Genomic DNA, 8,131 nt, shown 5'->3' with positions numbered 1-8,131 from the left:
TGTGCATGTAGCCGGTCTGGTTGATCTGGTGCATGGCCGCGTCCACCAGCGGGTAGCCGGTGCGGCCCTCGCACCAGGCGGCGAACAGCTCCTTGGCGTGTTTGCCGTGCTCGAACTTGATGTGGTCGTACTCGGGCTTGAACGCCTTGTCCACGACGTGCGGAAAGTTGGCCATCACCTGGTGGTAAAAGTCGCGCCAGATCAACTCCGACAGCCAGGTGCTCGCGCCCACGAGCCCCTGCAGGTGCATCTGGTACGCCACCGAGGCGAGGTGGCGGATCGAGATGGTGCCGAAGCGCAGGTGCACGCTGAGGTAGCTCGGGCCTTTCACGGCAGGGAAGTTGCGCGTCTCGTCGTAGCGGTCGATGCGTTCTACAAAGTCTTCAAACAGGCGGTGCGCGCCGCTCATCCCGGTGGGCAGCGGCAGTTGCGACAGGTTGGTGGGTTCGAACCCGATGTCGGCCAGCGTGGGCACCGGTTTGGCCCAGGCGGTCGGCAAGGGCGCCAGCGTGCTCGCGACCTGCGCCACTGGGTGGGCCTTGAGGTGCTCAGGCGTGAGCGCCCTGAGCCAGGCATTCTTGTAGGGCGTGAAGACGCCGAACGCATTGCCCATCTGCGTGAGCACCTCGCGCCGCTCGAAGATCACGTGGTCCTTGTGGCTGTGCAGCAGGATGCCGGCGTGCGCCAGGTCGCCGAACACGTGGGCGTCGCGCGCCTTGGCCGCGGGCTCGTCGTCGTGGTTGGCAAACACCGCCTGCACGGCGAGTTCCTGGGCCAGTGCCGGTACCGCCTTCACCGACGGGCCGTGCATCACGATCAGGCCCACGCCTTCCACGCCGTTGTCCCGTCCGAGTGCTCGCAGCGCAGCGTCCAGCTCGACCAGCGATTCGCGGATGAACGCCACGCGGCGGTCGGCGCGGGGCAGGGCGTCGAGGATGTCGGTGTCGAAGACGAACACGCACCAGACCTGCCGGCACACCTTGAGCGCGTGGTACAGCGCGGCGTTGTCTTGCGCGCGCAGGTCGCGGCGGAACCACATCAGGCCTTTGTCGTAGGTGTTCATGCGTCCGGGCGGGTGGTGTTGGGAATGGCGGTGACCACGTCCGGGGAGATCGTGGTGGCCCTCTCTCGAGGGCGGACAAGCGGCTTAAAATCGGCCAATGCCAGCTGATTTTGCCCCCATCAACCTGACCAATCATTTTCTGATTGCGATGCCCGGCCTCAGCGATGAGCTATTTGGTCGCAGCGTGGTGTTCATGTGCGAGCACAGCGAACGTGGGGCACTCGGGCTGGTGATCAACAAGCCCAGCGACATCCTGCTGCCGCGCCTGTTCGAGAAGGTGGACCTGCCCATGGGCCGCGACGACCTGCTGGAGCTGCCCGTGTTCCAGGGCGGCCCGGTGCAGACCGAACGCGGTTTTGTGCTGCACGAGGCGGTGTCGGGCGAGGGCGAATCGGTCTACGCCTCCACGCTCTCCATCCCCGGCGGTCTGGAAATGACCACCTCCAAGGACGTGCTGGAGGCCATGGCCTCGGGTGCCGGCCCGCGCCGGGTGTTTGTGTCGCTCGGTTACGCCTCGTGGGGCCAGGGTCAGCTCGAATCGGAAATCACCGAGAACAGCTGGCTGACGGTCGAGGCCGATCCTTCGTTGATTTTTGATGCGCCGGTCGCGGAGCGCTACGAGCGCGCCATGGCTTTGCTCGGTCTGCAACCGTGGATGCTTTCACCGGACGCAGGCCACGCATGAGTGCACCTGCCGCTGCGCCCACGACCCTTGAAGTCCCGGCGCATTGCCAGATGTTTCTGGCGTTCGACTTCGGACTCAAACGAACCGGCGTGGCCACCGGCAACCGCATCACCCGCAGCGCCACGCCGCAGGCCACCATCAACGCCGAGGGCGACGCACGTTTTCCCCTGATCGCGCAACGGCTGAAAGAGTGGCAGCCCGATGCGCTGGTGGTGGGTGTGCCTTACCACCCCGACGGCGCGGCCCACGAGAACACCGCGCGCGCCTTGAAGTTTGCCCGCCAGCTGCGTGGCCGCCACGGCCTGCCGGTGTTCGAGGTGGACGAGCGTTACAGCACCACCGAAGCCCACAGCCTGGGGGCCAAAGATGCCGACGCCGCATCGGCCTGCATCATCCTGGAACAGTTTTTGAGGAGCCTGCCTTGACCGAGTCCTTGCCTCTGAATGCAGAGGCGCTCTACGCCGAACTCCTGCCCGCGGTGAAGGGCTTGATCGACGCCTCACCCGCACCGGTGGTTCTCGCCGGCATCACCTCCGGCGGCGCCTGGCTGGCCGAACGCCTGCAGCGCGACCTGGGATTGAGCGGCAACGCCGGTGTGATCTCGTCCAGCATGCACCGCGACGACTTCGCGCAACGCGGGCTGGCATCGAGCGCACAAACCGTGTTGCCCTTCGACGTGAACGGAGCACACGTGCTGCTGGTCGATGACGTGCTCTACACCGGGCGCACGTTGCGCGCCGTGATCAACGAACTCTTCGACTACGGCCGCCCGGCCAGTGTGCGCCTGGCGGTGCTGGTGGATCGGGGCGGGCGCGAACTGCCGATCGAGCCCACGGTGTGCGCCGCCCGCGCCGATGTGCCCGCAGGCCGCTCGCTCGAACTCGCGCGCGACAACGCCGGGCGCCTGAGCTTCGTGCTCGAAACCAAGAAAGCCTGACCGTGCGACGCAATCCCCAACTCAACAAGAACGGTGAACTCATTCACCTGCTCTCCACCGAGGGCCTCTCGCGCGACATCCTCACCCAGGTCCTGGACACCGCGGCCAACTTCGTGAGCGTGAGCAACCGCGAGGTGAAGAAGGTGCCGCTGCTGCGCGGAAAAAGCGTGTTCAACCTGTTCTTCGAAAACAGCACGCGCACCCGCACCACCTTCGAGATCGCCGCCACGCGCCTGTCTGCCGACGTGATCAACCTGGACATCGCGCGCAGCTCCACCGCCAAGGGCGAGTCGCTGCTCGACACCATCGCCAACCTCAGCGCCATGGCGGCCGACATCTTCGTCGTGCGCCACAGCGAGTCGGGCGCGCCGTACCTGATCGCGCAGCACGTGGCGCCGCACGTGCACGTGATCAACGCTGGCGACGGGCGCCACGCGCACCCCACGCAGGGGCTGCTCGACATGTACACCATCCGCCACTACAAGCAGGACTTCACCAAACTCTCGGTGGCCATCGTGGGTGACGTGCTGCACTCGCGCGTGGCGCGCTCCGACATCCACGCCCTCACCACGCTGGGCTGCCCCGACGTGCGCGTGGTCGGCCCGCGCACCCTGGTGCCGAGCGACCTTTCGCAGATGGGTGTGCGCGTGTGTCACACGCTGGAAGAGGGCATCAAGGACTGCGACGTGGTGATCACGCTGCGCCTGCAGAACGAACGCATGAGCGGTGCGCTGCTGCCGTCGAGCCAGGAGTACTTCAAGAGCTTCGGCCTCACGCCCGAGCGGCTGCGCTGGGCCAAGGCGGACGCGATCGTGATGCACCCAGGCCCGATCAACCGCGGCGTGGAGATCGATTCCGCGGTGGTGGACGGACCGCAGAGCGTGATCCTGCCGCAGGTCACCTACGGTATTGCGGTGCGCATGGCCGTCATGTCGATCGTCGCCGGAAATGAAGCTTGACCCCCACGCTCCACCGCTTCGCGGGTCGCTGCCCCCCGGGGGGGCGCGTTTCGCCTTGGGGCGGCCCGGCGGCGAAACCTGGCACAACAAGGTAACGAAATGAAGATCCTGATTCAGAACGGCCGTGTGATGGACCCGGCCACCGGCCGCGACGAGATCGCCGACGTGGCGATCGCCGCCGGCCGCATCATCGCCATCGGCAACGTGGCGCCCGACTTCCACGCCGCCCGCACGTTGGATGCCACCGGCTGCGTGGTCGCGCCTGGCTTGGTGGACCTGGCCGTGCGCCTGCGCGAACCCGGGCAAGAGCACGCCGGCATGCTCGAGAGTGAAATGGCCGCGGCCGTGGCCGGCGGTGTGACCTCGCTGGTCTGCCCGCCCGACACCGATCCGGTGCTGGACGAACCCGGCCTGGTGGACATGCTCAAGTTCCGCGCCGAGAAGCTGCACCTGGCGCGCGTGTTCCCGCTGGGCGCGCTCACGCGCGGCCTGCAGGGCGAGGTGCTGACCGAAATGGCCGAGCTCACCGAGTCCGGCTGCATCGGCTTCGGCCAGGCCGAGGTGCCCATCGTCAACGTGCAGGTGCTGCAGCGCGCGCTGCAGTACGCCGCCACCTTCGGCTACACCGTGTGGCTGCGCCCGCAGGACTTCTGGCTCGGCAAGGGCGTGGCCGCCAGCGGCCCGCTGGCCACGCGCCTGGGCCTGGCCGGCATTCCGGCGGCGGCAGAAACCATCGCGCTGCACACGCTGTTTGAACTCATGCGCGCCACGCAGGGCAAGACGCCCGGCAGCGCCAACGCGCGCGTGCACCTGTGCCGCATCAGCAGCGCTGCGGGTCTCGCGCTGGTGCGCCAGGCCAAGGCCGAAGGGCTGCCCGTCACGTGCGATGTGAGCGTGCACAACCTGCACCTGACCGACATCGACATCGGCTACTACGACAGCCGCCTGCGCTTGCAACCGCCCGTGCGCCAGCAGCGCGACCGCGACGCGCTGCGCGCCGGTCTGGCCGACGGCACCATCGACGCACTGGTGTCCGACCACAACCCGGTGGACAGCGATGCGAAGACACTGCCGTTCGCCGAAGCCGAGCCCGGTGCCACCGCGGTCGAGCTGTTGCTGGGTCTGGCCTGCACCTGGGCGCAGCAGGACGACCTGGGCCTCATGCAGGCACTGACCGTGCTCACCAGCGGCCCGCAGTCGGTGCTGGGCGCGAGCCTGGGCACGCTGCAGGCCAGCGTGGGCCGCATCGCGGTGGGCGGCGTGGCCGACCTCTGCATCTTCGACCCCAACGCCAGCTGGACCGTGCAAGCCAGCGCGCTGCGCAGCCAGGGCAAACACACGCCGTTTGGTGGGCACGAGCTGCCCGCGCGCGTGCGCGCCACGCTGGTGGGCGGGCAGGTGGCGCACCAGCTGTCGGACGCGCTCGCGTGAAACAGCTGCGCGCCGCCTGGCGCGCCCTGCGTGCCATCGGCCACGTGCTGCGCGGCTTGTGGATCATCCGCACCGAGTTCGGGCGACTCACGCCGCCGCAGACCCGGCTGCTGGTGCGAGAGTGGTCGCGCCAGATGCTGACCATCCTGGGGGTGGAGCTGGTGGTGCAGGGTGAGGCGCCCGCACACGGCCCGTTGCTCATGGTCTCCAACCACATTTCGTGGCTCGACATCCTGGTGCTCAACGCGGCGCACCCCAGCCGCTTCGTTTCCAAGGCCGACGTGAAAAACTGGCCGCTGCTGGGCTCGCTCATCACCGGCGCGGGCACGCTCTACATCGAACGCGAAAGCCGGCGCGATGCCATGCGCGTGGTGCACCACATGGCCGAGCGACTGCGCGCAGGCGACGTGCTCACCGTGTTCCCCGAAGGCACCACGGGCGATGGTCGCACCCTGCTGCCGTTCCATGCCAACTTGCTGCAGGCCGCCATCACGGCCAACGCGCCTGTGCTGCCGCTGGCCTTGAGTTTCGTTGACAGCATTCGCGGCGGGCGGCACGACGGCCCGCTGTTCATCGGCGACACGACGCTCGTTGCCTCAATCTGGTCCACCCTGTGTGCAGACGGCCTGCAAGCCCAGGTGCGCTACGGCGAGGCCCAGCCGCCGCTCGGTCGGGATCGCCGGACCTGGTCTCAGGACCTGCGCCTCGAGGTCGAGCGGCTGCGAAATCCGCCGGACTGATCAACCCTTGGCGCGCTGCATCATCAAGGCGGTGTTGGCCTTGCGCTCGGCATTGACTTTTTGCACCGTGGTCCGCTCGCCCAGGCGTTTCAAATAGTCGCCCACTGGCAAGTCGGCCAGGCAGTCGCGGCCGTAAATGATCTTGGTGGCGCTGCTCACCAGCGGCAGGTGCACGGCGGCGGCGCAGTCGGCCAGGGTGAAGCTGTCGCCTGCAATGAAAGGTGAAAACTTCGCCAGCTGAGCAAACGCCGCCACGTTTTTGGTGAGCTGCTCGCCGGTTTTCTCCTTGGCCGAGTCGCTCACCTTGCCACCGAAGAAAGCTTCGCCGTACAGGTTGCGTGCCACCAGCTCCAGGTGCAGTTCGAGGTAACGCAAGATCTCGCGCACCTTGGCTTTCTCGAAGGCGTCAGCGGGCATGAGGGGGTGGGCCGGGTAGGCGTCTTCGATGTATTCGAGGATCACGGTGGACTCGGACAGAGCACCCGCCTCGGTCTTGAGGTAGGGCACCTTGCCCAGCGGGCTGGCGGCCTTGTCGGTCTGGCCGAGCCAGGCCAGCTCCTCTTCAAAGGCCACGCCTTTTTCGAGCAGGGCGAGTTTGACCTTGTTGTAGTAGTTGCTGGCCGCGAATCCGCAGAGTGTGAGCATGTCGGTCTCCGTTGTTGAGGGGTGTCGTCATCGTATTCGCGGGGGTGATCTTGCGTGCGTCCCGCAGATGACGGACCCCGCTGATAAACTCGCGCCCGATGTTTGGCACCCGATCCACCCACCGACTTGCCGCCTGGCTGGCCCTGCTCGCCATGCTGTGGGGTGCGCTCGCGCCCACGCTGGCGCAGGCGGCGGTGGCCAGCTCGGACCGCCCGGGCTGGGTGGAGGTGTGCAGCACCAGCGGTGTGGTGTGGGTGCGGGTCGACAGCGCCGTCGATGCGTCCACCACCGAGTCCGCCCCGATGGCGGCAGCCGCGTCGGCCTGCGCCTGGTGCCTGCTGCAGGGCAGTGCCGATGTGCCGCCGACCCACGCCACCACGGCGCTGGTCACCCACGCGCCGGGCACCCCGTCTGGCGGAATGTTTGCGTCGATCGTGCCGTCTGCAGTGTGGTCGACCGCGCAGTCGCGCGCCCCACCGCTCGCCTGAGCTGTCCGGATCCCCGGCTTCGGGCCGTGCGGATCTGTTGCGCTGTTCCCTGGTCTTGCTGTGCGCGTTTCGCGCCGACACGGGCCTTTGCCTTTCCCCAACCCCCTCTGGAGCTCTCATGAAAAAACTCATCATCGCCACCTTGCTGTCGCTCACCGCCAGCGCCTGGGCCCAGGCACCCGCCAACGTTGAAGTCAAGGACGCCTGGATCCGCGCCACCGTGGCGCAGCAGAAAGCCACCGGCGCTTTCATGCAGCTCACCGCCAAGGCCGACAGCCGCGTGGTGCAAGCCACCTCGCCGATGGCCGGCGTGGTCGAGATCCACGAAATGGCGATGGAAAACGACGTGATGAAGATGCGCGCCGTGCCCGCACTCGCCTTGCCCGCCGGCAAGACGGTGGAGCTCAAGCCCGGTGGTTACCACGTGATGCTGATGGACCTCAAGGGACCGGTGAAAGAGGGCGACGTGGTGCCCGTGTCGCTGGTGGTGGAAGGCAAGGACGGCCTGCGCCAGACGGTCGAGATCAAGGCCATGGCACGCGCCCTGAACACGCCGGCCGCCGCCAAGGCCGAGGGCCACGGTTCCGGCCACAAACACTGAGCGGCCCGACCCTGAACTGACCGCTGCCTGCCTCTCGCTGCCATGACCCGCTGCGCCAAGTCCCGCTTGAGCCACGCCTTCGCCCGCTGGGTGTTGGCGATGATGCTGCTGGCCGCGCTGGCGCCCGCCGTGTCGCGGGCCATGGGTGTGCAGGCGGGCGGCTCTCCGCCGCCCGGCCAGGCCGGCGTGGACTGGATCGAGATCTGCGGTCCCAGCGGGGTGCGCTGGATCGCGCTCGGCGGCGCCGAAGCCTTCAGCGTGTCGGACGCCGCCGATTCGGTCGAGAGCACCTCCCTGCCGTCCGCGCACGCCGCGGTGCTCGACCATTGCGCCCTGTGCAGCCTGGGCGTCGACCGTTGCCTGCCGGTGGACATGGCGCCACAGGATGCTTCCGCCCGTGGCCCGCAGATCCTTGCGCCGGCCCACCGCGATCCGCACCTGGCGGACTGGCCCCACTCGCGACCCCGGGCCACCGGCCCACCTTTCCTGTCCTGACGTCGCGGGCAGCGCCATCCCTCGCGGATGCGCCTGCCTCCAGCCGATCCCGCCCGCCGGGGTCTGTCTTTGTCGGTGCAGGAGATG

Annotated in this window: 11 protein-coding genes; 9 read left to right on the top strand and 2 right to left on the bottom strand. The window is 67.9% G+C overall.

Going from position 1 to position 8,131, the window contains the following annotated elements:
* On the bottom strand, nt 1-1,063 hold a 1,063-nt coding region (locus Q1W68_RS02845; protein ID WP_300715541.1), incomplete at its 3' end, for a deoxyribodipyrimidine photo-lyase.
* A gap of 97 nt (nt 1,064-1,160) precedes the next feature.
* On the opposite strand from Q1W68_RS02845, the gene Q1W68_RS02840 reads away from it, so the two are divergent.
* The 6 genes from Q1W68_RS02840 to Q1W68_RS02815 all read left to right on the top strand — a co-directional run bounded on the left by Q1W68_RS02840 (nt 1,161) and on the right by Q1W68_RS02815 (nt 5,815).
* Nucleotides 1,161-1,748, top strand: coding sequence for a YqgE/AlgH family protein (locus Q1W68_RS02840; RefSeq protein WP_300655408.1), 588 nt, complete (start codon nt 1,161-1,163; stop codon nt 1,746-1,748).
* On the top strand, nt 1,745-2,173 hold the full coding sequence (gene ruvX / locus Q1W68_RS02835; protein ID WP_300655410.1) for a Holliday junction resolvase RuvX: 429 nt from the start codon (nt 1,745-1,747) through the stop codon (nt 2,171-2,173). Before Q1W68_RS02840 ends, ruvX begins: the two co-directional genes overlap by 4 nt.
* The gene (gene pyrR / locus Q1W68_RS02830) at nt 2,170-2,685 is read left to right on the top strand and encodes a bifunctional pyr operon transcriptional regulator/uracil phosphoribosyltransferase PyrR (protein WP_300715540.1); all 516 of its coding nucleotides are present in this window, start codon (nt 2,170-2,172) and stop codon (nt 2,683-2,685) included. Before ruvX ends, pyrR begins: the two co-directional genes overlap by 4 nt.
* On the top strand, nt 2,682-3,644 hold the full coding sequence (locus Q1W68_RS02825; protein WP_300655433.1) for an aspartate carbamoyltransferase catalytic subunit: 963 nt from the start codon (nt 2,682-2,684) through the stop codon (nt 3,642-3,644). The genes pyrR and Q1W68_RS02825 overlap by 4 nt, the downstream gene beginning before the upstream one ends.
* A gap of 99 nt (nt 3,645-3,743) precedes the next feature.
* Entirely contained in the window at nt 3,744-5,075 is a 1,332-nt protein-coding gene (locus Q1W68_RS02820; RefSeq protein WP_300655416.1) for a dihydroorotase, read from the top strand.
* Nucleotides 5,072-5,815 carry a lysophospholipid acyltransferase family protein gene (locus tag Q1W68_RS02815; protein WP_300655418.1) on the top strand — a complete coding sequence of 248 codons (744 nt, stop codon included), beginning with the start codon at nt 5,072-5,074 and terminating at the stop codon, nt 5,813-5,815. Before Q1W68_RS02820 ends, Q1W68_RS02815 begins: the two co-directional genes overlap by 4 nt.
* Here Q1W68_RS02815 and Q1W68_RS02810 read toward each other — a convergent pair whose 3' ends face one another.
* On the bottom strand, nt 5,816-6,460 hold the full coding sequence (locus Q1W68_RS02810; RefSeq protein WP_300655420.1) for a glutathione S-transferase: 645 nt from the start codon (nt 6,458-6,460) through the stop codon (nt 5,816-5,818).
* A 98-nt stretch (nt 6,461-6,558) separates the two neighbouring features.
* On the opposite strand from Q1W68_RS02810, the gene Q1W68_RS02805 reads away from it, so the two are divergent.
* The 3 genes from Q1W68_RS02805 (at nt 6,559) to Q1W68_RS02795 (ending at nt 8,044) form a co-directional block, all read left to right on the top strand.
* A complete protein-coding gene (locus Q1W68_RS02805) occupies nt 6,559-6,948 on the top strand; it encodes a DUF2946 family protein (RefSeq protein WP_300655422.1) in 390 nt (129 codons plus the stop codon).
* A 118-nt stretch (nt 6,949-7,066) separates the two neighbouring features.
* A complete protein-coding gene (locus tag Q1W68_RS02800) occupies nt 7,067-7,549 on the top strand; it encodes a copper chaperone PCu(A)C (RefSeq protein ID WP_300655424.1) in 483 nt (160 codons plus the stop codon).
* A gap of 42 nt (nt 7,550-7,591) precedes the next feature.
* Entirely contained in the window at nt 7,592-8,044 is a 453-nt protein-coding gene (locus tag Q1W68_RS02795) for a hypothetical protein (protein ID WP_300655425.1), read from the top strand.
* Nucleotides 8,045-8,131 lie beyond the last annotated feature (87 nt).

This window comes from Hydrogenophaga sp., assembly GCF_030158645.1.
Lineage (GTDB): Bacteria > Pseudomonadota > Gammaproteobacteria > Burkholderiales > Burkholderiaceae_C > Hydrogenophaga.
Note: the sequence above shows the minus strand (reverse complement) of the source record. Positions and strands in the feature narration are given on the sequence as shown.

What these genes read in the sequence shown, in the direction of transcription:
- Q1W68_RS02820 (WP_300655416.1), top strand. Translation starts at nt 3,744, where the DNA reads ATGAAGATCCTGATTCAGAACGGCCGTGTGATGGACCCGGCCACCGGC.
- Q1W68_RS02840 (WP_300655408.1), top strand. Translation starts at nt 1,161, where the DNA reads ATGCCAGCTGATTTTGCCCCCATCAACCTGACCAATCATTTTCTGATT.
- Q1W68_RS02800 (WP_300655424.1), top strand. Translation starts at nt 7,067, where the DNA reads ATGAAAAAACTCATCATCGCCACCTTGCTGTCGCTCACCGCCAGCGCC.
- Q1W68_RS02795 (WP_300655425.1), top strand. Translation starts at nt 7,592, where the DNA reads ATGACCCGCTGCGCCAAGTCCCGCTTGAGCCACGCCTTCGCCCGCTGG.
- Q1W68_RS02810 (WP_300655420.1), bottom strand. Translation starts at nt 6,460, where the DNA reads ATGCTCACACTCTGCGGATTCGCGGCCAGCAACTACTACAACAAGGTC.
- Q1W68_RS02805 (WP_300655422.1), top strand. Translation starts at nt 6,559, where the DNA reads ATGTTTGGCACCCGATCCACCCACCGACTTGCCGCCTGGCTGGCCCTG.
- ruvX (WP_300655410.1), top strand. Translation starts at nt 1,745, where the DNA reads ATGAGTGCACCTGCCGCTGCGCCCACGACCCTTGAAGTCCCGGCGCAT.